17 protein-coding genes are annotated in these 25,054 nt (G+C 52.9%); 7 read left to right on the top strand and 10 right to left on the bottom strand.

From position 1 onward, the window contains the following. The first annotated feature begins 90 nt into the window (after positions 1–90). Complete coding sequence (locus tag LOC67_RS13975) at positions 91–858, top strand: N-acyl amino acid synthase FeeM domain-containing protein (protein ID WP_230263224.1); 768 nt, start codon at positions 91–93, stop codon at positions 856–858. Positions 859–949: 91 nt separating this feature from the next. Here LOC67_RS13975 and LOC67_RS13970 read toward each other — a convergent pair whose 3' ends face one another. Together LOC67_RS13970 and LOC67_RS13965 are read right to left on the bottom strand one after the other, a co-directional pair. After that, complete coding sequence (locus tag LOC67_RS13970) at positions 950–1,306, bottom strand: nucleotide pyrophosphohydrolase (RefSeq protein ID WP_230263223.1); 357 nt, start codon at positions 1,304–1,306, stop codon at positions 950–952. After that, complete coding sequence (locus LOC67_RS13965) at positions 1,303–2,457, bottom strand: FG-GAP repeat domain-containing protein (protein ID WP_230263754.1); 1,155 nt, start codon at positions 2,455–2,457, stop codon at positions 1,303–1,305. Before LOC67_RS13965 ends, LOC67_RS13970 begins: the two co-directional genes overlap by 4 nt. A 495-nt stretch (positions 2,458–2,952) precedes the next feature. Here LOC67_RS13965 and LOC67_RS13960 point away from each other — a divergent pair, with 495 nt between their 5' ends. From LOC67_RS13960 to LOC67_RS13935, 6 genes are all read left to right on the top strand, one after another. Next, positions 2,953–3,480 carry a MaoC family dehydratase gene (locus tag LOC67_RS13960; protein ID WP_230263222.1) on the top strand — a complete coding sequence of 176 codons (528 nt, stop codon included), beginning with the start codon at positions 2,953–2,955 and terminating at the stop codon, positions 3,478–3,480. A gap of 253 nt (positions 3,481–3,733) precedes the next feature. Further along, positions 3,734–5,095 carry a GTPase HflX gene (hflX, locus tag LOC67_RS13955; protein ID WP_230263221.1) on the top strand — a complete coding sequence of 454 codons (1,362 nt, stop codon included), beginning with the start codon at positions 3,734–3,736 and terminating at the stop codon, positions 5,093–5,095. Next, positions 5,092–5,865, top strand: coding sequence for an SDR family NAD(P)-dependent oxidoreductase (locus tag LOC67_RS13950; RefSeq protein ID WP_230263220.1), 774 nt, complete (start codon positions 5,092–5,094; stop codon positions 5,863–5,865). The genes hflX and LOC67_RS13950 overlap by 4 nt, the downstream gene beginning before the upstream one ends. Positions 5,866–6,080: 215 nt before the next feature. Continuing rightward, the gene (locus tag LOC67_RS13945; RefSeq protein ID WP_230263219.1) at positions 6,081–6,683 is read left to right on the top strand and encodes an RNA polymerase sigma factor; all 603 of its coding nucleotides are present in this window, start codon (positions 6,081–6,083) and stop codon (positions 6,681–6,683) included. 3 nt (positions 6,684–6,686) lie between these two features. Further along, positions 6,687–7,952: a HEAT repeat domain-containing protein gene (locus LOC67_RS13940; RefSeq protein WP_230263218.1), complete on the top strand. Its 1,266-nt coding sequence runs from the start codon at positions 6,687–6,689 to the stop codon at positions 7,950–7,952. Continuing rightward, on the top strand, positions 7,942–8,982 hold the full coding sequence (locus tag LOC67_RS13935; protein WP_230263217.1) for a hypothetical protein: 1,041 nt from the start codon (positions 7,942–7,944) through the stop codon (positions 8,980–8,982). The genes LOC67_RS13940 and LOC67_RS13935 overlap by 11 nt, the downstream gene beginning before the upstream one ends. 260 nt (positions 8,983–9,242) lie before the next feature. On the opposite strand, the gene LOC67_RS13930 is transcribed toward LOC67_RS13935, so the two are convergent. The 8 genes from LOC67_RS13930 to LOC67_RS13895 form a co-directional block, all read right to left on the bottom strand. After that, entirely contained in the window at positions 9,243–10,247 is a 1,005-nt protein-coding gene (locus tag LOC67_RS13930) for a hypothetical protein (protein WP_230263216.1), read from the bottom strand. A gap of 32 nt (positions 10,248–10,279) precedes the next feature. Beyond that, positions 10,280–12,664 carry a hypothetical protein gene (locus tag LOC67_RS13925; protein ID WP_230263215.1) on the bottom strand — a complete coding sequence of 795 codons (2,385 nt, stop codon included), beginning with the start codon at positions 12,662–12,664 and terminating at the stop codon, positions 10,280–10,282. Positions 12,665–12,669: 5 nt separating this feature from the next. Further along, positions 12,670–16,668 carry a hypothetical protein gene (locus tag LOC67_RS13920; protein ID WP_230263214.1) on the bottom strand — a complete coding sequence of 1,333 codons (3,999 nt, stop codon included), beginning with the start codon at positions 16,666–16,668 and terminating at the stop codon, positions 12,670–12,672. Next, positions 16,661–18,736 carry a BatA domain-containing protein gene (locus tag LOC67_RS13915; protein WP_230263213.1) on the bottom strand — a complete coding sequence of 692 codons (2,076 nt, stop codon included), beginning with the start codon at positions 18,734–18,736 and terminating at the stop codon, positions 16,661–16,663. The genes LOC67_RS13920 and LOC67_RS13915 overlap by 8 nt, the downstream gene beginning before the upstream one ends. Continuing rightward, positions 18,733–19,704, bottom strand: a complete 972-nt coding sequence (locus LOC67_RS13910; RefSeq protein WP_230263212.1) for a DUF58 domain-containing protein — start codon at positions 19,702–19,704, stop codon at positions 18,733–18,735. The genes LOC67_RS13915 and LOC67_RS13910 overlap by 4 nt, the downstream gene beginning before the upstream one ends. After that, positions 19,701–20,690, bottom strand: coding sequence for an AAA family ATPase (locus tag LOC67_RS13905; protein WP_230263211.1), 990 nt, complete (start codon positions 20,688–20,690; stop codon positions 19,701–19,703). Before LOC67_RS13905 ends, LOC67_RS13910 begins: the two co-directional genes overlap by 4 nt. A gap of 154 nt (positions 20,691–20,844) precedes the next feature. Next, entirely contained in the window at positions 20,845–21,627 is a 783-nt protein-coding gene (locus LOC67_RS13900) for a DUF4159 domain-containing protein (protein ID WP_230263210.1), read from the bottom strand. 47 nt (positions 21,628–21,674) lie between these two features. After that, entirely contained in the window at positions 21,675–24,485 is a 2,811-nt protein-coding gene (locus tag LOC67_RS13895; protein ID WP_230263209.1) for a tetratricopeptide repeat protein, read from the bottom strand. Positions 24,486–25,054 lie beyond the last annotated feature (569 nt).

The following is a 25,054-nucleotide window of genomic DNA, read 5'->3' as shown; positions in this document are numbered from 1 at the left end:
CGAAGCAAGCCTCGCTGCGCCGCGTTCTAGCGGTTTGGATTCGCAGTAAGGCTGCCCCACCTCTCATTGTTCCATGCACGAGGGAATGACATGCAGTTAATCGACGGTCGCCCCCGCCTATCACGTCTTCGCGATCAGGCTCGGCAGTTCCTGTCCACCAAAGTTAAAGTCCAGCAATCGGTACGCTGCCGAAAAGCAAAAACTCAGGCTGACTTGCAACGTGCTGAAGAATTCCGGCAACAACGTTATCAAGACGTCGGGTTGCTAAGCGACTCACCACTGAGAACCAGTCCGGTCAAAATCGCGGCCTCGCCGATCGTTTTTGAAGAAAATGAACAATGGACAGCGAATGTCTTCTTGGCCTTTCGAACCACCCAATACTGGTACGATCGAAAAAGAGGCTTCCAATCGATCGCCGCTTCGGCAGAACCTGATTGTCATGAAGTCATCTGCGGCACCGTCACTCTGTTAACACCGACCGCGCAAATCGAAAGCCCGTTGAACCCGACGGATCAAGGAAGCTGTCTTGATCAAATGAAAATTGGCCGAGTCTGTCGACTTGCGATTGAACACGAATCCGCGAATGGTGGAGCTACGTCTTCGTACCGTTCGGTCTTCCTAGCTTTAACCGGTTTGATGCATCAAACCGCAATTCAGTTTGGACTGACACACATGGATGCGATCGCGCACCCACGCCACGCAAAGCTTTATCGACGGATTTTCAATGCTGTGCCGATTGGCGAACCGTTTGAATGCCAAGAAGTCAGCGGTGCACCAGGACAGTACATGCGTGCTGACATTGCCACACCGACGCGATTCCATGAGCGGCTACGGGCAAGCTACGCACCGGCTGGATAGAACTACTCGAAGGTGCCGCAGAAGCATGCCTGCAACAGAGCGATCTTCCTCTGTTGCAAGCAGGAATCCGAGTGATAAGAGACGTGATCGACTATCGAAGCTTTTCATTGTTTCGATGTCGATCGCGATCGCGTTTCGTCTTTTTGTCCAGATTTGCACGCAATGCTTTTGTCAGATCAATGCCTGACTGGTTTGCCAAGCAAATGGTAACGAACAGCACGTCGGCCAATTCATCGGCTAGGTCTCCAGGGACATCCGACGACTTATAGGATTGCTCACCACAGGTACGTGAAAGAATCCTTGCGACCTCGCCGACTTCTTCGACTAACTGAGCGAGGTTGGTCATCTCATCGAAGTAGCGCACACCGATGTTTTGAATCCAATCGTGGACGTCCTGTTGTGCTTGGCTGATCGTAAGCTGTTCGTTTCCGCTTGTCTCGAAATTCATTTCGCAAGTAGTAGGTATGTTCCGCTTTTTCCAGCGACAGCCAGATCGACTTTGGAATCACCGTTTAGATCTTCGACAACGATTTGCAAGCCGCATCCGACATGCCCTTCGTCGATTGTAAAGCGGGTGAACGATTTTGATTTCTGATTCCAGCGGTAATAGTACAGGCAAGGCGCTTCATTGCCTCCGGGGTCATTGCTGTTGTGAGCGTAATAGCGTTTCCCAGTGATCAGTTCTTTCTGCCCATCGTTGTCCAGATCCGCCCACGCCAAGGTATGTGGCTGCGAATAGCGATCGTCGATCATGTGTTCTTTGAACTCGATCTTGCCGGTTTCTGAATCAATACTGACTTGTTCCCACCAATACAGCCCATAGTTGTGACCGTTGCCGATGATGACGTCGCTATCGCCATCTTGGTCCAAGTCTTCGACGATCATCGGAAGTGAACTGTGCAAATCCCAATCGGCATGAAATTGCCAAGGCTGCGACCAAGGATCGTTGGCCGGCTGTTGGTACCAGCCTTGGCCAACCATCAGATCCAGCTTTCCGTCATTATTTAGGTCACCGACAGCGACACCGTGACCGTTGCCAGACTGACCAAGGGCATGCCCAACCAGCTCAAACTTAGCTGCGGAACCGTCTGCCTTGCCCCCCGAAGAATCTTTTTCGACCAAGCGGTAGATGAAGGCCGGGCAATTTTTCTTCCAACTGTTGACGATCCATTCAGGGCGTCCATCGCCATCAATGTCTTGAAACAGTTGCCCTTCGTTTTGCGATTGCTTTGTGTCGAGCAACAGATGCTGGGGCCATTGCTTGCCAAGACGAAGAGCTTCCTCGCCTGGGTTTTCGTACCAGTGGACTTCGCTTGGGATGAACGAGCCCGCAACCACGTCGAGCTTCCCGTCAGCATTGACGTCGAACAGGTAGTCACCATTGCTTTGCACGTATCCATTCCAGTCATCAATATTGCGCAACGGACGCGCCGCCCAATCGCCGCCTTTGAACCAAGCCCTTCCAGCAATCAAATCCGTCACGCCATCGTCATCGACATCGCCAGCCGCGATGCCTTCGTTTGCATCGAGGGCAAGCATTCGTATGTCGAACTGCAACGGGTCTTCAGCTCTTAAGTTTTGCGCACCAAGAACAACCATCGCAATCGCTATGACTCGGTAGGTGCGAGCGAAAAAGCTGTTTGAGGAACGGTGCTGCCGGTAGGGTGATAATTGCAACTTCATGACGGGATAAGGTGGGATAGAACTAGGGAGGTAGGTTCGTGGAACGGATGTTCCGGAGATCGGTATTTTACCGTCCCCTCCAAATCTTCTCAGACCGAACCATCGGCATTCTTCGCGCAGACCGAAATTGGCGGGAAAAACCAAAGTTTTCGATAAAAACTCCGCCGCGAACGCTATCGCAGGCGAAGTTCAGCCGACATGATGTGCACTCCGGCTACCAGCGGGGTGCGAGAGCTGTTCAGTCTTTTCTGAATGTGCGACGGTGATCTGATCGTTCAAGTTCTATGGCACGGGCTTGTCTTTGTCGTGATAGCGGCGAACGATGGGCTGCCGATTTTGGCACCCGCTGTATTTAACTGAAAAGCACCCCTCGGCCCCCTTCAGGTAACCTTGAGCGTGATCAGCAACTCCATGAATGAGTCTGAGCTTGAGGATCTACGTGGAAGCTCGATTGACAGCTCTACGGATCCGCAACGGCCGCCAATCGAAATCGACTCGCCGTTGTACGCGGAAGACCTATCCGAAGGCGATATTTGGGAAACAGAGTATCGAGAAATCTCTGGAAACGATGTCTGCCAATTCGCGTCGTTGACGGGCGACCACACCCCGATTCACGATGAAAAAGCAGACTCCCCATTTGGCAAACCGATCGCCCATGGGCTGCTGGGCCTCAGTGTTCTCGCCGGACTAGGCACGAACCACCCCCACGCTGCCACGCTGGCGCTGGTCAGTATCGATGACTGGAAATTCTTGGCCCCCGTATTCTTCGGTGACCGGGTTCAGGCGAAAAACGAGATCGTGAATATCGAGCCTCACGGACGTCGAGCGGTAAAGGTGTTCTGGCAACGTAGTCTTGTCAATGAAGCCGGACGAACGGTTCAACAGGGCCAATTTGTCACCTTGGTGGCTCGAAAATCTCGCGCAAATAAACCGCGATAAATCGGCGAACCCGCCTTGGACTCCAACGCTCTTGTCCATTAATCCTCTGATTAAAACGACATCGGCATATTGATTCCAAGAGAAAACCAGTGATTTAGTCCCCCAAGATCCCATTCGGTCCACGGTATGCATCCGCAGGAAATGTCCTGCGGACATTGACATTTCGTCAGCACACCGTGGTTAGGCTATACTGAAGTGGAACGCGTCACCTCTCGTTTCCACTCCCCGATGTTTCTTGAGGCCCTTTTTTTAAGTGCGCGAACAACACACTGTCATTGATGACACCCCCGAACGCAGCGTCTTGGCTCGTCTCATCCTGCCAGACAGCAGTGTCTCTTCCGATCCACTCGAAGAACTACACGGATTAGCGACCACCGCCGGAACTCAGGTTGTCGCCGAACTGATCCAAAAGCGAGCCACGGTTGACCACGGTACCTATTTGGGACGCGGTAAAGTCGATGAGCTTCGCGAGCTGGTCGAAAAGACTAAAGCTGATGTCGTGATCTTCGACAATGAATTGACTCCTGGACAGGTACGCAACCTTGAAAGGGAGGTCAACGCGAAGGTACTCGATCGAACCGAATTGATCCTCGATATCTTTGCTGCGGGTGCACGAACGCATGAATCGCGACTCGCTGTCGAACTGGCACAACTGGAATACTCGCTGCCTCGGCTAAAGCGATTGTGGACTCACCTTTCCCGTCAATCGATGGGCGTTGGGATGCGTGGTCCGGGTGAAAAGCAGCTCGAAGTCGACCGTCGTTTGGCTCAAAAACGAATCCACGATTTAAAGCAAGAACTCGGTAAAGTCGAATCCCGGCGTCAAAGGCAAGTCGCATCACGTCGCGATGCCCCGACGGTCTCGCTCGTTGGATACACCAATGCCGGAAAAAGCACCCTGATGAACGCTTTGACCGAAGCGGAGGTGTTGGCGGAGGACAAACTTTTCGCAACGCTTGATACACGGACACGCCGCTGGCATTTGCCTCAGTGGGGTACCGTTTTGCTAAGCGATACTGTGGGATTCATTCGTGACCTTCCCCACTCGCTGGTTGCCAGTTTTAAATCCACGCTCGAGGAAACCCGGCAAGCGGACCTGCTGCTTCACGTTGCCGACGCAAGCAACCCAGACGTCTTCGGTCAGATTAGCGCGGTCTACAAAGTGCTAAGCGAGTTACAGATTGAAGAAAAGGACACGCTGCTTGTCTTGAATAAAGTCGACGCAATCGAATCACCTGCCATGCTAAATCGAGTGCTGGATCGCTATCCGAATGCGATCCCAGTCAGCGCCCGAGACGGTAAAGGATTTCAAGGACTAATCGAAGCTGTCGGCGATGCCCTGGGTCGTGAGTTTATGGACCTCGACATCGAGGTTGCTCCTAGCGACGGAAAGCTTCTTTCGTTTCTAGCATCGAAGGGTGAAATCGCTTCGCAAACGTTCGAGCCCGAAGTGGTGAAGGTGCGAGTCCGCCTGCCGGTATCCGCCATGGGAATGATTCGCAAGCATTCACTTTCATATCGACCGGTTACAGAATCCAAACCTACCGTGGAATCTGTCCCCGCGATCGACTTAGACGATGACGTGCCAACATCGCCTGCGACCGACGTCGCATGAACCTGCTAAAACGATCTTGGTCAGCCGAGGGAAAGCTGGCCGTCGTGACCGGTGCCAGTAGTGGTATCGGGCGTTGCTTGGCCGAACAACTTTTGCAGCACGGATGCCGGGTGATCGCGGTTGCCCGCCGTGCAGATCGTCTCGATGAAATTGCCGGTGGGAATCTAATCCCAATCGCAGGCGATATCACAAGCGAGGAAACTCGAAAACGTATCCGCGAAGCGATCTGCGAAGACCGCGGGCACGTCGACTTGCTCGTCAACAATGCCGGAGTCGGGGCGATCGGACTGTTTGAAGATGCTTCACCGGAACGCCTTCGCGACGTTATGGAAGTCAACTTCTTCGCCCCAGCAGAACTTACCCGTACGCTATTGCCGATGTTAAAAGCCAGCGGCGATGGGGTGATCTGTAACATCGGCAGCGTTCTCGGACATTGTGCAGTTCCCCAGAAGAGCGAGTATTGTGCAAGCAAGTTCGCAATGCATGGCTGGACGGATTCCTTGCGTACCGAATTACAAAGGCATGGAATCGCGGTGACACTGATTAGCCCCAGCACGACACGCAGCGAGTTCTTCAATGTCTTGATCGATTCCGAGGGCGCCAGCAGTAAAAGTCTGGGAAGCTGGTCACCCGATCGAGTTGCAAACGCAACGCTGAAGGCCATTGCGAGCCGCCGACGGGAAGTCATTCTCAGTGTCGGAGGCAAGTTGCTGGTCCTAGCCGATCGACTTGTCCCATCGCTTTTAAGTTGGATGCTAAAGCAACGCTAGGAGTTGGCACCCGGTGCGTGCATTCCAGCAAGCAAGACGAAAAGGCATTCTCGAATTGCCTTTTTGCACACGGCTGAACACCAGCGAACCATTTCTAGACACGTTTTCTAAAAAACAACCGTTTTTCGTTTTAGAATCACCCCGCGCGATTGGTCTAACATAGTAAGCGCCAATTACCGCCGGGGGAATCAATGGATTCTGCGATCTCGAAAACGATGGATCGACATCGACTATTCGGGCGTGAACACGCTCGGGAGTCAGCGATGTCAAACAAGCTTAGCGAGCAGCAGTTCGCTCAAGCTGTTGACGCGTGTTTGCCTCGTTTGGTCGCAATAGCTCGCCGGTTGGCCAATGAAGAAGATCTCGCCAGCGACGCACTACAAAACGCATTGCTGAAGGCATCTAAATCTTGGCAGCGATTCCAGGGGCGATCTCATGTCGAAACTTGGTTGATTCGAATTTTGATTCATTGTGTTCGCGATGCAATTCGAGACAGCCGGCATCGACGTGACCAAGTTGTTCAAACCGACCCAAATGATCTTTCCCAATTACTCGCCTCGGTAGCCGATCCACAACGTGGTCCGACCGAGATGGCGTCGGATAACGAAACCGAACAACTCGTTCGCGAAGCAGTCATGGACCTTCCTCATCGACAACGCGAGGTATTTTCACTGATCGTTTGGCAAGGCATGACGGCTAATCAAGTCGCCGAAATTATCGGTACCAATCCACCGAACGTACACGCCAATTTGCATGCCGCGCGACAGCGACTACGGAATTCCCTGCAATCAGTCCTCGACAATCAGGCGGGAGAATAGACGATGCAAAACGACGAACTTGATTCGCTGCTTCGACAATCCGATCCGGCCAAATCGGTTGCGGATCCGTTGCTTGGAGAATCACAAAAACATTGGCACCAATTTGTGATGCGGCGACAAAAGAACCGACGTCGTCTTCGTGTGGCACTCGCGACGGCCGCGATCGGTTTGATCATCCTAACACTGATACCTTCAAACGATGGCGACCGAGTTGCCAGGTTGCAACCAGAGGATTCAAAGGAACTCGGCGTACGGGAGCCGCAAAATTCTGCAGCGTTCACTCCACAGGAAAAACTATCGACGGTGAATGACCAGCCGGCGATTCAAGATCAACAAACCGTTGCAGCAGTGCAGCAAAACGTCAGTTCCGAAACAACACAAACGGATTCCGCACCAAAGACTGCTGCCGATCCTCAGCTCGATCAGTTTGCAGAGTTCATTCACAAGGCAGGTCCGCAAGGCTCGACAACTTGGACAGCCGCCGTGATTCAGCTTTCCAACAGTCCCGCGCCGATTCAGCGTTCCACACTACAACTTGTGACTGAGATCACTGACCCGGTCGCACGCCAAAGAAGCTTTGACTTGGTTGTCGCGGCGGCTGGCAACAACCGCCAAACGGTCCTATTGCACTGGCTGAATGCCCCAACGGTTCGCCCGATCGCTTGGTCGCGACTGATCTCGGATACACCCGTAGAAGCCATTTCGCAATTGGTCGAACTAGCGAAAACGGATGCCGAACGTGTCGAACTTTGCAAAACACTCGCACGATCAAGTCAGCCACAAGCAATCACGCAGCTTTTGCAACTGGTTCAAAACACGCAGTGGCGAGCCGCGGTCAGGACTGGTGCAAGCGAGCTAAATCTGCAGCAGCTACCGACATTGATTCACGCGATGCGATCGAACAACAGAGATGTCCGCATCGCTTCGGCTTTCATTTTTGCCTCTCTTTCAAACCCACAAATCGATCAGCAATTGGCAGAACTTATTGTCAGTGGTCGCTACCAGCAGCCCGCCTACATCGCGTTGCTGTCACGTAATACACCTCGCGCAAAAGCCTTTATCGCTCAAGCTAATCTTCAACCAACCCTGTCACCTTCTCTGTACTCGGCTCGCGTCAATTTCTCGGCGATCGAAAAGCGACTTCTCTTCTGGATTGAACAAGCCCAAGGAAAGAACCATGAATCTACGAATACTTCAGAAACGCCCACCTCACATCCGGTTGGCAATGCTATTGCTACTGCTTCTCTCGCTCCAAGTAGTGCCAGCTAGTGCCCAACCGCAAAACGATCAAACCTATGTGACGAAGGTCTACAACATCTCAGACCTTTTGGATGCCCCACCGATGCTTGACTCGAAAGACGAGTCGAGTCAACCGTCTCATCCTCCAGTCGCTATGGGCGGGGGAATGGGAGGATTCAGCGGCGAAGCGGCACCACTGGGCGGAGGCGGGGCATTCCGGATCCCGGAAAACATCCTTCCTCAATTCATCGGTATGGGCGGTGGACATCAACCGATGCTGCCAACCCTAATGACAAGAGACGCTCTCAAGGCCCTCGCTATTGCTCACCTTTCCGACCAAGAAACGGAATGGAGAGAAACGGCCGGGATCGGAGGTAGCCTTAGTATCGTCGGATCGATCATGGTTGTGTCACATACCGAAGAGGTTCACCAAAGACTGGCAGACCTTCTCGAAGCCATTCGAAAGGTTAAAACGTCAACACCAACGATTCAGCTTGATGTCAGTGTTGTCCAATTGGATCCGGACCAAATCGAATCGGTTGTCAAAGCGGACACCACACAGCTAGCGACACTGGCCGCAAGCGAAACGGCTGCCCGTTTGACCATTCGTTGTGACAATCATCAAACGGTAGAAATTTGCTCAGGATTGCGTCGTAGTTATGTCATGTCCATCACGCCGGTCGTCGGCGGCGCAAGTATCGACACGCCTCGTCATTCCAACTCGGCCTACCAACCAAAGATCGAGACCGTCTTGCTGGGACTGCTTGGGAAAATGAAACCAGACATCACTGAAGACGGAAAGTCTGGCCGTATCAGCCTTGGAATCGAATTGGCGTCTGCTCCCGAAGAAGTTGCTTCGGTAACCTTCGGGTCAGGGGAAACAACCGATCGTATCGAAATCGAAACCGCCAGATTACAAACCTCCGTCGCAGTTGATCCGAACCAATGGACCGTCGCTGGATCAGTGACGGTGACCGACTCACAAAGTATTCTCGATTCTGGTGCGGCGTTCCCACACTTAGCAGTACTGATCCACTGGAAGCCTGTGAGCAGCAATTGATCGGCGACTAACATCGCCTGCTTAAGCGACGCATCAGAAGGGGCTTTGCGACCGCCTCGGAAACCTGGACTGACCAACCTCCCGTTCGCGGGAGGTTTTATTTTGCATCACTAGTGCTTCGTTCCATAGAAAACTACGGGTTCGGATCATCAGCCGACGGGCGTTAGCCCCGGTTATTGCACTGAAACCGTGGCTAACGCCATACGGCTAATCCTAAAACCGAGTTGGAACGAAGCAATCACCGAAAGCATCCACATCAACTATGGAGAATTTACTTCGTAGAGTTCCGCCAATTGAATTAGCAACGGAAGAGCAGCCTCTCTTAGCTTTCCTTTCGACTCATCAGCGAACTCCGTTTTTAAACGAGCCAATTCGGCTTCGATCCGCTGCCGCTCAGCTTTCTGATCAGACGCCAGAGGAGTCACATTTGGGTTGACCAGAATCGAAAACGAGTCGGCGATCGCACCATCGACAGTTGCTTTGGGTCCCGCCGTTTTCAATCCCCGAACTAGTTCGACATCCGATCCTTGCTTGTCGGAGTTGTCATCGATTAGCGAATGTTCGCTGGCAAGGCGACCTTGTTCGTCATAAAACCTTTTCGTTTCGATCGACGCACGAATGAAAGCTTCTTTGGCGCTAACTTCGTCATCATGGTTTAGATCCGCATCGATCGCTGCGAACGCTTCTGCCAAATACCTTCCAAAAATCGCAAAGTTGTGTTCGGAGCCATTTCGTGTCGCAGTTATCACGACACGCCCCGGTGAACTAATTCGGTTGATAAACGGTGCGCTACTGGAAGTGCAATTGGCGAGGATCACCGGGCGTCGAATTGAATCCAACCAAGAGTCCAAATCCTCAGCGCTCATATCGGGCCCGGCAAGATTGAGCTTCGCAGCTTTTCCATCCCACGTGCCATGACCGATCAGAATGATCCAGATCGGTTCAACGACCAGGTCACTTCCGTCGAGCATTTTCAACGTCGACTGCAACTCGTCCTTGACGGTCACCGAGTCCGTCTTGGAAATCGGACCGATCTGTTTGAATTCCAAAGCTGCTGTTTCGCAATTGCTTTTCCATGTCGATGCCCATTTTTCAAACATGGCTTCATAGTCCGATGTCCCACCTGCACCAACGACAACGATGACATCGGGAGTAGCCTTGTCGGAAATATCGACGGTGAGGTCGTCTGCCAAAATGTTTGACGGTGGCAATGCCAACCAAACGACGACCATGAAGACAAGGGCTAGGTTGCTTTGAACGTACATTTTCAATCTGCGATAGAAATCACCGGCAAACATTATGCGAGTCCTCGGTATCGACGCAGTCCCCACTCGGCACAAAGAAACCCAAGTGCCAACGCCATTACCCAACCACGGTGCCAAATCGGATAGACCCAGGTTTCAGTAACAGGCACCTTTTCGGAATCTAACTTGTCGGCGAATTGAGGTAGTTCCGATTCGTCAATCAGTTTGCCACCGCTGCTTTTCGCCAACGTCTCCATCAACGCTCGATTGAATCCAATGTGATCAAATTCGCGTCCCGCGATCTGTTGCGTCCAGCCTGCTGTCGGTGTCCCGATGACCTTTCCGTCGGCCGAACGGACTTCGGCATTGGCGATATAGGCCCCCGCCGAATCGTCAAAGAAAGAGGCAGTAAACACGCCGGGACGTTCCGCAACTGGGTGAACCGACAATGGGATGACGGCGTCATTGGGCTGTCGTACGGTCAGCTGGACATCGCCGTTTTCTAGCGGATCGAACCGATCATCCACGGCCGAAACTTCTAAGACGACCGAGTCATTTTCACGGTCCTCTCGAACGATCAGTTCGGTACGACGCGGCACGTCACCAACCAGCCAACGAACCATCTGGCGCCATGATTGATACGCATCATCGGATTGGCCTGGCTGCGAATTTGTTGCCCACCGCCAATAGTCAGCAACCATTAACGCCCCCACCTTTCCACGTCCAAACCGCTGCGTTGCGACAGCGGTTCGCTGCGTTCCGTCAGCACCGGTAGCGGTCGCCAGTGCAAAAGCACCTGGCTTCAGACTTCCCACCTCATTGATCGAAGAAAATTGGGGCATCTCTCGCAGGCGTTTACTTTCTTCATTCACTGTCGAGCGCAACCGCATCCAAGGTTCAAGCATGCCTTCCCGCGACAATTGGATCGACTGGTTTGACGGTCCGTCCATTTGGCGGCGCGTCACATAGACGGGAGAAAGATCTCCCAAAACAGAGTCGTCAAATTCGCGGCCAGCCCACATTTCCTGGCCGCCCAATAGCATCAATCCGCCGCCGCGAAGACTAACAAAGCGACGGATAAGTTTGAGCTGATCTTGTGAGAAGAATGACGGCTCGATGTCATCAAGGATCAACGCGTCGAAGTAAAACAGTTGGTCTTCGGTTTTCGGAAAACCACCCGCCAGTTCATCTGCATTTTTAACGCCAATGCTGACCAGCACCGGCTCATCATATTGTTCGGCGGTTTCTTCGGCGTCATCGCCTAGTCCTTGGAACAGAGGATTAGTTCCGCTTACAGCCTGATCACGAAAACTGAATTTAGGCTCTTTGTTCGCCATTCTCAAAAGGCCCGTCAGTTCAACTTCGGCATCCTCGTCGACGGCTCGACGCAGGAACTTGAATTCCCAGTTGGGTCGTCCTGCGAGATACAACACGCGGTACGGTCCCGTTTTTCGATCAACAGCAACCAAACGGGTGTTGTTTACCAATGTCGTTTCCGAGGAAGGCGTCTCGATCAAGGATTCAGCAGAATCGAAAGCCGACTGATCGGTCACTCGAAAGACATCGACTTTATAAAATCGCAACCCGACATCGTCCGGTCGAAACTGAAATGACACTTGGTAATTGGCTTCATTCGCCTTCAGTGCCATCGTTTGCTCTTCGACAACATTGTTGTCTTGGGTGTCCGTCAACCGCACGATGACATCGCCGGTTAGCGAACCGTCGATGGCGAATTGAACCGACACAGTCACTGGCGAGACCTCAAAATTGGTCTGTCGAACAACCGTGCCAGTAATCCGTAAATCGTTCAACCCCGAGGCCTTCTCAGGGACAACGGGATAGATCGGAAAATCAAACTTAGGCAATTCATCGGCGTCAAGATCTGAGACGACATCATTCCCATCGCTCAGAAGTAGGACTCCGGCAACTGGGCGTCCCCGAAGACGAGCATTTAATTCCTCCAGATTTCTCAACAGCAAAGTTGCCTTGCCGTCACGACGCAAATCCGCAACCTCTCCGGCACTCGACAAACGCTTGTCAAAGCCATAAATCCGCGTGTCGAAAGTTTGTGACAGGCGAGCCAGCGTCGTTGCGTCACCGGCAAACTCACGATCGATGCGATCCCGCCAAGACATATCTTCTCGCCCGATCGTCAGCCCCATGCTTTGACTGGTGTCAACAAGAACGGGAAGCATATTTGCGCGTGGCCGAGGCCTTTGATCACGGCGCATCGGTTCGACAAGACAAACAGCCAATAAAGCGATGGCGGCAAGCTTCAACAGAATCGAAACTCCACCCAACCGGTCTCGGCGTTGACTACGCGAGTAGTTCAACAGCACCAAGAATGTCAGGACAGTTCCACCAACGATCGCGGGCATTGTCCAATCCGGCGAACCGATTACAAATTCGCCCAACAGAATCATTTTTGGGCTAACCATCCAACTCATTCGCGTGACTCCGTTTGACTTTGTCCCAAACGGGCACTTCCCAGATTTTCATAGTAGCGGCGAACCGCATCGGCAAATTCGGCCGGAACGGGATCACGATCGATCGGAACCAATTCGTTTTTGCCAGCCGTTCGCCGAAGTAATTCTGCACGGACTTCCTTCTCCAATTCACGGAGAGGCTGAGCAATCATGTCTTCGACCAAGTTCCATTGTGGGGCTTCGCCATGACGCTTCATCTCGGCTCTCATCTGCCGCACTCGATCACGAATGGTTGTCGCCTGCGCTCGCAATTCTGGATCATCAACCATCTCTTCGACATCGCGCATTCGATCCGACCATTCGCGAAAGTCACCAGTCAACGGCCCGATTGGACCGGCCTGTGTTTGTGAATCGGCAGCGAACGGAGTAGAACCACCTTGTTGTTGCCCAGCGTTTTGCTGCCCGCGTTGATCTGTGCTTTGCTGCCCAGGTTGATCAGATTGGCGAAGTCCCGGACGTGTTCGTTCTGTCGGATTATCAGTCGGATCGCCCTGTTGCGTTTGGCCGGGTTCACCCTGACCACTACCGCCTCCGGAACCGCTTGGACTCTGGGACTGCTGTCCTTGCTGGTTTTCTTGTTGCCCCTGTCCTTGCTGTTGCTGTCCTTGTTGTTGCTGTTCGCCATCGGGGTTTGCCTGTCCGCTCGGCTGTCCATTCTCACGACCTGACGGTTCGTCGCTTTGTTGTTCGCCACCGCCGGGTCGTTGCCCCGATTGTGGCGATTGCTGCGAAGAACTTTCCGCATCAGACGCCCCTTGCTGGCCTTCTTGTTGTTCACCCGATGTGTTTTCTTGTGTTGCCCCTTGCTGTTGCTGTGCCCCGGCTTCCGCCGATTCACGCTGCCCACCCGAGCGAGTTGCCTGATTCTCATCCGGATTTTCGATTCCGGCTTCACGCAACAATTCATCCTGAACACCTTCGCGAAGTTGTTCCAATTGTTGGGCAGCTCGCCGCAACCCTTCGGTTGAATCACCTAAGACCGCTCCGGCAGCTTCATCAATGGTATCGCGCAAACTTTCGATACTTTCGGCAGCCTCACGTTCATATTGCTGTGCTTGTGGCATGAACCCGCGACGCACCAATTCCGCAGCATTTTCAAGCTGTTGTTCGGCTTGCGCACGCTGCAATTCGCGAAACCCGTCATAGAGTTTTTCAGCCAAAAGCGGTTCTGATTCGCCTGCTTCCTCAACCGTTTCCTGCATCTGTTCAAGAAGCTCATTCAAACGCTCCGCTTGCTTTTCCAATCTCTCTGGTGCGGCATCTGTCGATTCGTCTCCACGCAATCCCGGAGAAGCTTCGTCGACTTGTTGTCGCATCGACTGGCCAATTCGTTCCTGTTCTGCCTGCAGTTCGTTTGCTTCATTTCGCATCTGCCGCAGTTGCTGATCAAATGCCCCGGCCGAGCGTTGGCGAAACTCTTCGGTCAATTCTTCCAGTTGTTGTTCCGCACGGCGACCCGACGCGAGCGCGGCAGAGGGGTCGTTCTGCTCCGTCGCCTCGGTAGCCTGTTGAAGGCTTTCACGCGATTGCTGCAACTGATCGGCCTGCTCAGTCATCCGCTCGCTGTTTTCCTCAGACCGCATGCGTGATTCCAAGTCGTCGGACATCCGGAGCAACTCTTGCTGTTGCTCTCGCAAACGTTTCAACTGTCGCTGGATTTCTTCCTCTTCCTTTTCATCTTCGGCTTGTTCAAGAGCCGATTGCAGCTTCGCAAGCTCCTCCATCAGGTCTTCCGCTCGCCGCGACAGTTCACGCAGTCGACTGAGCACCTGACGATCTTCGGCCGCTTCTTGTTGCTGCTGAGTTTCGGCTTGTGCCTGTTGCTGGGTTTCGTAGCGGCTTTCGTCTTGATCAAGATCCAATTCGTCGATCTGATTCTGCCGTGCCGAACCGGCCCGTTGACCACTTTGGCTCTGCTGCTGTTGCTGCCCACGCGTAATTTCGAATTCCCGAGCACGCAATTTCATCAGTCCGGACAAGGCTGACTGGGCATTTCGCCGCGCCGCCGGCAATCGCTCTTCGAACGACGCCTCCGAAGTCAAGCTGTCGATCGTCGCCTGCATGTCTTCGACGACTCGACGAGCAATCGCTTCTGATTTTGCATCACTGACTTGCTGCCCCAATTCGCCTGCCTGTTCCAGAGCCGACGCTTGGGATTCCGCGATAACCTTGATGTCTTCCTCTTTAACATCGTTGTCGCCGAGGGCCTGTCGGATCTGGTTCCATACCGCGACGATAATCTCCTTTTGCAACTTTATTAGCTCTTCGGCCTGCTGAGCGGCGCCACCCTGTTGCTGTTGTTGTTGCTGCTGACTGCTTTGTTCTGACTGCGATGAATCGCCTTGACGGTAGATTTCTTCAAAAGGTCGAACTTCCGCGAAAAACAAATCACTTTCGGTTCGCCGAAGATTGCCATCGGCATCGACGTCTTCAGCCCAGAAATAGAACGAAACCAAGTCATCCACTTCGGCCTCCATCGCTTCGAAATCTAGCAGGTGCTCGATGGATTGTTTCGCATTGCGTCCGATGCCGCTGGCGAGTTCGACAACGACTTCCGCGTTATCTTCACGTTGGTAGGTCAGTCCGGTTTTCGAGATCCCATAGTCATCGCGCACCTTCGCTGACAGTTCGATTTCTTGAAGTGCCGATACCGTGATGTCGCGAGCTTGGTCAAGTTCCAGACTAGGTGGCTTATTAGGCTGAACTTTGATCGATAGCTTTGGAGGGAACTTGTTTTTCCGCCCTTCATCGTCAATCAGGTTCAACACAAAGTCCTGGGACTGCTTGGCAACCAAGGTTGCTTCATAAATCGCGTAGTCGCCGACGAGTGTCAGATCGTCAACCGCGGCAGGATCAATACTTGTGCACTCAATCACCGCTTCGCTATCGACAATCGCGAGACTGCACGTGGGGACAGTCTTATTTAGCACCAACCGCCAAACGACCTTGGTCCCTTCGACCACCGTGACCTTGTAGGTGTCTTCAACCTGGCGTTCTGCCATCCCGGTGTACTCAGGGAACGTCAATAAAGCATCGCTCCGTCGCAGCTCAGGAAATTCGAAAACGTTGATCGAATAGAATTCGCTGGACCAATCGTCGCTTTCAATTCGGTAACGCATCGCTTGGTCGACAGACGGAAGAAAGCCAGCCACGATCGGGTCACTCATGGTCTGCTTCATCTGCATCCGGGACAAATGACTTGTACCCTGATCCATATCAGGACCGTACGTGGTAAGAAAGGTCTGCCCTGGCAATGAATTGGCAAATTCCGCAGTGACGACCAGGCTGGACCCTTTCTCGATTTCGGTGTTGCCTGGAAAGACGATGACTTCGCGAGCATCAAAATCGCTCCGCTGCACATCGGCAAGCTTCACCAAGCTGACATCATGGCGATCGCCAAAAACGGAAAACGAAAGTACCCCTGCAATCGCAGCTAACCCGAGCGCACGCGCCGCCCAAAGTGATCCTGTGGGTACAACGCTTTGCCAGTCGTGCGTGCGAAAATGATCGTGCGTTTGATCGATCAGCATCTGGACAAGTGGTCGATCGACATTGGAATTCTGAATTTCCGAGGCGGTGACTAACCGCTCTCCCAAACCCGGGAATTTCGTCTCAATTCGTGATGCAATTCGACTTCCGTCATTGGTCAATCGGCTTGCAAAACGCCAAGCGACAAGGACCGACAATGCGATCCCCATCCCCATGGCTATGTAAATCGCCGAAGCTGGCAGTTGCCCTGCCCGCTCCACTTCGCGAACCATCAGCAAGATACAGATCGAGACGATCGAGAATACCGCCAAGAACGACCAAAAGTGCCGCGACCACAAACGAGAGGTGACATGTTGCATCTCCCGTCGAATTCGAGCGAGTTGCCGCTCTGCGATTCCGCCACGACCGTCCATTTTCATTGGACCGTTGAACTCAATTCGACCGTCGCCCACTGATCCCTCACTCATGGCTCTTCGCTCCCTTTGACGAAAGGATTGTCTCGATCGCAACCAGCCCCATGGTTGCCAATATCAGCCACTGCCACCAACCTTGGCGAGCTTCCAATTCGACATCGCGAAGGGCCCGCGCGGCCTGTTGGTCTTGTTCCCGCAGTTCTGGCGATGAGACAGTCACCCCCAAAGCACCAAAACGATCGGCATCGATTGGGACCAACATACTTTCTGACGCATCTAAGTTGACCGCGACGCTGACACCGTCGTTGGTCGTTACGATGCCGGGACTATCTGCGATCATTTCATCATCGCCTTGCCCTAGCTTGGTTCCAACAGCAACCGACTGTGAGACAGTCAACGGGTTTGGTCCGAGCATCCCAAGCATCATTGGGACAAATTTTGTCGACAATCCGAATTGACTTTGCGATGGTTGCCAACCGGAGGTCAACACCCAGACTTGTCCTCCCAGGCGATCAGAATCGATGATTTGACGATGCAGCAACCAAGGTGAACCGTCGTCTAATCGCAGTGTTGTTTTGACCGATTCACTGGTGCCGGAAAGCCCAAAGTGGTTCCACACCTTTATCGTCGAAAAATCATTGACGCCCGGTTCGGAAAGCGGACGAATGAGCGGTGATTCGAAATCAACCGAAGAAATCAATCGGAAATCTTCGTTGACAGTCTTTTCGATTTCCAACTTCGGGCTGTCGAGCAACTTCGAAAGCAGCGGTGTCCCTTCTTGTTCGACAACATCGTCAAGGACAAAAAGAACATGCCCGCCACCGCTAACGAACTGATCCAACAATGAACCATCAAGCGTCGAAATTTCTTTCGCAGGAACGATCACCAAAGGCACTCGCTCGACATCCAGTGCACCCGCGAAATCGTTTGGTGAGACCACTTCGAAAGTGACCTCGCGTGTCGAATCCGAAAACGGGAGCTGACTTAGGTAAAACGACAACAACTGCCGCTGATCAGCACCACGTGCTTTCTCCGATGCGACAAACAAAACTTGCTGAGCAGCTTTTTGTGGGCGAATGAAATAGTGCGAATTATCAAACGTCTCCGAATCACCCAACAGTTCTATGGCGGAGGCTCGATCACTGTCGCTGCCGGTCGATGGTGGCAACGGAACGTTGAAGTACCTCGTTTGCCCGGGGCCGACTTGAACCACTGCAGCATCAGATTCTTGTCCATGGAATCGCAGCTGAAATGTTGATGATCCCGCAACTCCGTCATCATGCCGTACTTCGACGCGCACCGTTTCCGGATCGGAGCTGGATTCCTGCTCAATCCCTAATTCCACAGATCGTGGAATGACACGAAGCGAAGCGTTGTTGGACGTGGAAACGCTCACCGGATTCGTTTCCAACCAGACATCCGCTGGCCAATCGTACCCTTGCAGCGAATCGATTGCCGCACCGCTCTGTAGATCACTGACGAGAACGATCCTGGTGCGAATCGCTGCACGACCGCCTGACTCTGATTCCGCTTCGCCCTCGTTATCATCCAAGTCCAACAGTGCAGCTGAATCTGCACAATACCGCAGCGCTTTGCCGATATCCGTTTTCAACCAAGTCGGTTCGATCTGTTTGGCCGCATCTTTGGCTGCACTTTTCCGCATCGAGGATTGCAATCCGGCAGACTCTTGAAGCGAAAGAACCGGATTGACGTCTTGGTCGAATGCGATCAATGCGATCAATGCGTCGTCGTCGCACTGGTCAACCAACCCATCGATTATCTGCTGAATCTGATCAGCAACGGTGACGCGTCGCATGCTGGCGCTTTGATCGACCAGGATGATCGTCGCCTCTTGCACGCCATCAATCGACTCGGATTCGGTCGACGGCAGGAACGGCCTTGCAAACGCGAACGCCAACATTCCGATCGCAAGACAGCGGATTAGCAGCAGAGGAAGATTTTCCAGACGACTTCGCCGCGTCAGTCTTGGAGGGCTAGCCTCTAAAAACATTAATGAGCTGAACTGGACTTCGCCTTTGGGTTGACGACGAATCAAGTGAAATAAGATCGGCCCGACGACGGCAAGAGCCCCTAAAAAATAAAGCGGCGTTAGAAAACTCATCGGCGTCTTCCCTCGCTCATCGCTCGACTGCTTCCACCGCCTAGACGATTCCGCGCGTCAATCAGGCTCGCCAAACCTTGGTCAAGTGGTTGATCAGTCGGCATTTCGTAGTAGCCCACGCCTGCATTGCTGCAGATCGATTGAACCTGTTCGCGGTGCTTTTCAAAGCGTTCCTGATAACTCGCTTTTGCAGCTGACGGGTCGACATAGATCTGCTTGCCGGTTTCGACGTCCTGAACCATCGCGGGAGATTGCAACTGAAAATCCATTTCAGCAGGATCCAGCACACGCAGGACGACGACTTCATGTCCGCGAGCGCGAAGAGAAGCCAACTGGGTTTGCAGGGTGTCGGGGTGAGCCAACAGGTCGCTGACGAGAATCACAAGCCCGCGCCGAGGGACCAACGACGCGACCTGACGAAGTGGAGCTTCGATATCGGTTCCACGACCTTCTGCCGGTCTTGAAAGCTCGACGAGAATCTGATGGAAGTGTTTCGCGCCGATTTTTGCGGGTAGGAAATCACCAATCTCGACATCGAATGTTAGAACCCCAACGGCATCGTGCTGTGTTGTCAAAAAATAGGCAAGCGTTGCCGCGATCGTTCGCGCGTATTCGATTTTGGTGTAGTCAAGCGAACCAAAACTCATCGAGCGACTTTGGTCGATGACGAGATAGCATCGTCGATTGGTCTCGTCTTCGAACTTTTTGACGAAATATCGATCGCTTCGCGCGTACAGTTTCCAATCCAGCGTTCGCAGGTCGTCTCCGGGCACATAGGCGCGATACTCGCTGAACTCGATCGAACTGCCGTGCGTCGGACTGCGGTGAAGCCCTGAAAAGAATCCTTCGACAACCGTCTTGGCACGAAGCTTCAAACTCTTAATTCGCATCAGTGCGCTGGGATCAACACTGGCAGCAGGCTTGCCGACGCCGTGCGAATTTCCTGTTTCGGTAGACTTCGGCGTCATGGCTTGGCCACCGTTTCGAGAAGTTTATCGATGATCTGTTCGATGGTGACGCCTTCAGCCTCTGCTTTATACGTTGGCAAAACGCGATGCCGCAGTGTTGGGTGTGCTAGCGCGATGATATCCTCGGTTTGTACGTGGGCGCGACCGAACAACAGCGCGCGTGCTTTCGCGCCAAGGACCAACGTTTGGCTCGCACGTGTGCCTGCGCCCCATCCCACCCACTCGTTGACAAAGTCAGGGGTTCCTTCTCGATTGGGCCGAGTCGCTTGGACCAAGCGAACCGCGTATTCAGCGATGGGAGTCGCGATCGGAACATCACGGACGATCGATTGAAAACGCAGCACGTCTTCGCCGCTGAAAAGTGCTTCGATCGGTTCCGGCTTTGTTGATGTGGTGCGCATCACGACCGACAATTCATCTTCGGGCGGCAAATAATCGATGCGAACGTTGAACAGGAATCGGTCAAGCTGCGCCTCGGGCAGCGGATAGGTGCCTTCCATCTCGATCGGGTTCTGAGTTGCCAAAACAAAGAACGGCTTTGGTAGCTCGTATCGAGTTCCTGCGGCAGTCACCTGATGCTCTTGCATCGCTTCCAACATTGCCGCTTGCGTTTTGGGCGGCGTTCGGTTGATCTCGTCGGCAAGGATGACGTTGGCAAACACAGGCCCTTTGACAAACGACAACGCGCGATGCCCTTGATCGGTTTCCTCCAAAATCTCTGTCCCGACAATGTCCACCGGCATCAGGTCTGGTGTGAATTGAATCCGGCTGAAGTCCAAGTGGAAAATTTGAGCTACGCTACGGACCAACAGCGTTTTTGCCAAACCCGGAGGTCCGGTAATCAGGCAATGCCCACCTGCAAATAAACTGATCAGCAGTTGCTCAATCACATCCTGCTGGCCCACGATCGCCTTCGATAATTCCCCGACGATTTTGTCGCGAGCGTCCTGGATTTGTGATGCGAGATTTGGTTCGGTTAAGGTCATCAGAAGTGGCTCGGCAAAGTTCGACGTGATATTTGGATCGGTATTGGTTTTCGTTCGTCTGGTTGGGACCGTTGGTCGGCTGGACTTTGATTTTGGACGCCAGCAATTCCAAATTGTTTGACGCCAGCGTAAACCTCTGTTGCCACAATCGGGGCTAGTGTGTCATGGCGTACGTCACGATGTTGATTCCCATCGGGTAGGCCTTCTTGACGGAGTATTCAGCAAAGTAATCACGGTTTTCGCCTTCACGTTCCCAACCGTCACCCAGATCGGTGTTGTGACAAATGAAAACCATGATGCGATCCTTGTCGTCGTAGATGGCTTTGTAGTACGGAGTCGTAGTGTCGCTCCCGTCACGAGCATTTTCCCAAGACACTCCGTAGCGTGCCGAATGGATCGAAGGGACTTGAGGCTTCTCTTTCATGTCGTAGACGATATGAAAAATCTGATGAGACAGCGGCACTTCTTCCGGGCGTCGGTCAGGGAATACGCGGCTCAGCTCATACGCTAAGTTTTCGTACTGTGTGTCGCCCCAAAAATCGTCCACCATAAGAAAGCCGCCACTCAAGCAGTACTCTCGCAATGCGATGACCTCTGCCTCACTAAACGACAAACCACCCGGTTCGATCATGTATAGAAACGGATAATCACGCAGGTCCTCATCCGTCAGATCAACGACCTTGTGTTCTGGATTGACTTTGATGGTTGTCAGTTGCTGCAACCGCAAAGAGAAATTTAGATCACTGTCGGGATAGTCCGTGTCCCAACCGCCCCCGCGACCGCGTCCGGAATAGGAGTCATATCGCACGCGAGCAAAGGTGAATAAATCTCCTGGAAAATTCTTGTCGACCTCCCAAACAGGGACACCATTTCGATCGTATGGTCGGCGCCCATAATCGCCACGCCAACGTTGGGCGAAGACAAGAGCAGGCAACACTGCGATTGTGATCGAAACAGAAAACCAGATTGCTCTTCGGCGGTTTCTCACTCGGACACCTCCTCGTCACCTTGATCAGTCGTCGTTTGCTCGGTCGAAGACTCCGTCTGCAGCTTAGGAACTTCGTCAGCAGGATCACCGGAATCATCACCGTCGGCGTTTAACTCTGAAGCTGAGTCCGAATTTGATTCAGGACTCTCATTCGATTTCATTTCCTTTGAGTCTGCCTCAGCACTATTGCCGCTTTCGGTATCGTTGTTTTCATCCGAAGTCGACTCTTCCGACGGCAAACTCTCTGGCTCCGGTGCAGACAGTTCTGTCAGAAGAGTCAGCGCGTCTCGATATCGTGGTGATTCCAATAGGGCGTCGACAACATGGTCTATCGCCTGCTGTTTTTCGCCTTTGCCACGATAGGCAATTGCTAGTTGGTAATTCAGACCTGAGACATCAATCGGATCGAGCTCCTTCAGTGCCAACAACGATCCGATCGCTTCTTCCGGGCGTTCGACTTCTTGGCTCGCTCGAACGATGCCGCGATGAATCGCCGCGGTAAAGGGTTGGATCTCTAACGCTTGCTCACCAAGCTGCAAAACGGCGTCCCAGTTTTCCTTCGACGCAGAGTAACCCATTTGTCGCATGAGCGTGGGCAACGCATCCGCTGATCGGTCCAGCAACTTGCCAATCGTTAGCTGCTCGTTTTCGGCTTGATCCAGTTCCTGATAGCAGCGGGCAAGAAGTTCAAGCACGCCGCCGCGTTCTCCAGTGGCGGCACCATGGTCGACGAGATACTGCAAATGCTCTACCGCCTTTTCATAGGCTTCGGCGGTCATTTCACGACGTACCAAATTCATCCTCGCCCAGTAGTTCTGCGGATGATCCTCCGCCCATTGCTCAATTTCTTCGCGAGGCGTTTCGTCATCAAATTCTGGACGATCGAATTGCAACCCACCGCCGAACTGTTTCGCTTTGCCTTGCGCATATTCGGCGAATGCCAATTCCAAACGCTCGATCGGGTCGGTGTGTTTTGCCAAGGCAATGTTGATCGGAACGCCTTCGCCCAGCGTATCCAGGATGTTGTTCAGCGATTCGGCTCCGTATTGACTGACGATGAATTCGACTGCCAAACAAGATTCGAAGTAGGCAAATTGCAAATGTTCGCCCGAAGGTGGCGCCAAGAATGCGCTGCTTAACTTTGAGATCGGAGTAAAGTCGTCGCCGAGGATCATTTCTCGATACCGGGCCGTCATCGATTGGCCCCAGCGGCGGTCTCGCTGCAATTCCTCGTACACCGAAATGCCTTCGCTAAGCCAACGTGGCATTCGGTTGTTGGTTTTGGTCAGCGTGACCACGTGACAAAACTCGTGCCATAGAACTGACTTCCAATTCGATGGTCGTTCACCACCCGATGCGGGGCTATTGGCAGTGATCACATGGCCGAAACAAACCCCAAGGAATCCTTCACCACCTGGAAGCCCAAAAGTTCGGATGGCGAAATCACTCTGCTTGGGAAAGATCTCCACGATGACCGGACGGCGGAGCTGCAGATCGTATTTCTCACACAAAACTTGCTTTGCTTCGGCAAGTATTTCCGCCGCGGCATCACCGTAAACCTTGCGTTCATGAGGATCCATTCGCAGCAGAATTTCACCAGGCTCGGAAAAATCCCGTGTGACTTCATTCGCCGAACTCGCGGCGATCGTTTCAAAACCGTCCGTACGGTCTTTCAAAGTCATCAAGTTGTAGGCGACGACATTGTACGGATCCTGTTTGTTGACCTCATTGGCCAATTGCCAACCGATGTCATCATCGCCCAGACGTAACAAATCCTGTGCAAGCTGAAACGTCGCAGGAATGAAGTCCGCATCAAACGTCAATGCTTTCCGCTGGTACTCCGCACCTTCACGAAAGCGATACTTGTCAGACAACTTGCGCCCGATCAGATAGTCTACATTTGGATTGTCTGTCCAATGCTCAAGAGCCTTTGCCCGCAACTTTTTTTCTTTTTCGTATTCACCTTGAACATGTGCGATCACGGCCTGCAGAGCAAACGCTTTCTCGTCTTTGGGATTCAGCTTCAGCACAGCCTGAATCGTCGATTCGGCAGCATCATAGAGCTCTCGGTCGATTTCCTTTTCGGCTTTCAGCAGCAGAGCCGGCGCGTAGCTAGGATTCTGTTGCAACGATGACGCCAACAACAAGCCCGACGACTTTGAATCCGTTGGTGCAAGCGCGAGTGACAGCAGATAGTCCAATCTCGCATCCTGCAACTCATGCTGCTTGGCCTTCTGCACTGCTTCGGCGGCAACTTTAAAGTCCCCTTTTTCGATCGCCAGCTCAGCTGTCGCGATATGGGCGTCAAGGTTATCCGGATCAGATTCAAGAACACGATCATAGAACGACTTCAGAATGATCCTTGCATCGATACCATTGTTCGTGAAGAAACGACCTGCGGCGATCAAGGTATCGGCGGTCGCATAGCGGAGTTGCCCGGTTTCTAGGTAACGGTGAATAAAGGCTTTTTCGAGCGCGACCTGGTCCGGCAAACCATTGTATCGAGCGACACGGATTCCCAAGGACCGTAGTGGTAAGCTGGTCGGATACCTTTTGATTGCCGCTTGGTATGTCTCAAAGGATTCGGCGTACTGACCTTTTGCCAACTGGCACTCGATCAGCAATTCACTCCACCGTCGGTTCCAAACTCCTCGTTCGACTTCGGCAGCAGCGATTTCGTGGGCCTCGTCGATTTTCCCACTTCGATAAAGCGTCTCGACTTCGGAAAAGTTGGCTGCGTTTAGCGAGACGGCATCTGCCAAAAGCCAAACGAGTGCGAAAGCCACCAATAGAAGTGTTGTGCGCAACCGAACGCATTCTGTTGCCGGACGAGCTATTGCCGGACGAGCTATTGCCGGACGAAGCTTTGCAGCGAATGCAAATCGGAGATGTTTGGTTTGCACTCCAACCGGGTCTGTCGTTGAAATCTTCAAATACAACCTCACATCCATTTCAGCCGGTTGTGATGAACCGCCCAAGGTCAACCGAAGTCACGCCCTCTTTCGTCCAGCGGACTGTGACCGGGCCTTTCGGTAACGGACCTGTTCAATTCGATGCTCGAGCCCAATCGATGCTAAAGCTCAAGCACTAGGACAAAGTCCAAAACGCAAAGCAGTCCGCCAAACTCAATCCAGCGATGCCGCTGTTCGTTTTAACACCGTTTCATCACAAATGGTTCGCAAAAATTGTCTGCGTCGATTGTAGCGAATCGTCGAGAGCCTCTGGGCAACGAAAAAGAGGCTTCGGATTTGGTGAGAGAAACCCACAAGAAGGCAAGAGGCTCGCGCGAGAGCTTCTGCGAAATGGTGGCTGTAAGAATTCGCGTGAATTCCGATGCGGCGACGAAGCTTCGCGAAACGCACCCCCGAAGCAGAGG

This window comes from Stieleria sp. JC731 (assembly GCF_020966635.1).
In the GTDB taxonomy this organism is placed as follows: domain Bacteria; phylum Planctomycetota; class Planctomycetia; order Pirellulales; family Pirellulaceae; genus Stieleria.
Note: the sequence above shows the minus strand (reverse complement) of the source record. Positions and strands in the feature narration are given on the sequence as shown.